Here is a 236-nt window from a genome sequence, read left to right on the forward strand (position 1 = left end):
CCACTGATTTCTACACCGGTTTACGTTGGTGGGCAGCGTCAGATGTGTATAATAGACATAACCGGAGGACCGACCTTCAGCACGACTTTTGGAATTTTACCGCCCAGCTTCTGGATACGGCTCGGCTCGCGGAGGTTTTCGAGCAGCTAGGGGACTTTGTTTTTCTCTTCGTCTCTGGCTTCAACGTCCGAAAACGTCGTCTTGATCTTATATTTCGTTATCATACGGGCTTTGCT

1 pseudogene is annotated in these 236 nt (G+C 49.2%); it reads right to left on the bottom strand.

The features are described from left to right. Positions 1–62 precede the first annotated feature (62 nt). Positions 63–236 (bottom strand): annotated as a pseudogene (locus QCD69_RS22635) (hypothetical protein); the annotation flags it as partial.

The organism is Erwinia sp. PsM31, from assembly GCF_030433775.1.
Taxonomy (GTDB): Bacteria; Pseudomonadota; Gammaproteobacteria; order Enterobacterales; family Enterobacteriaceae; genus Erwinia; species Erwinia aeris.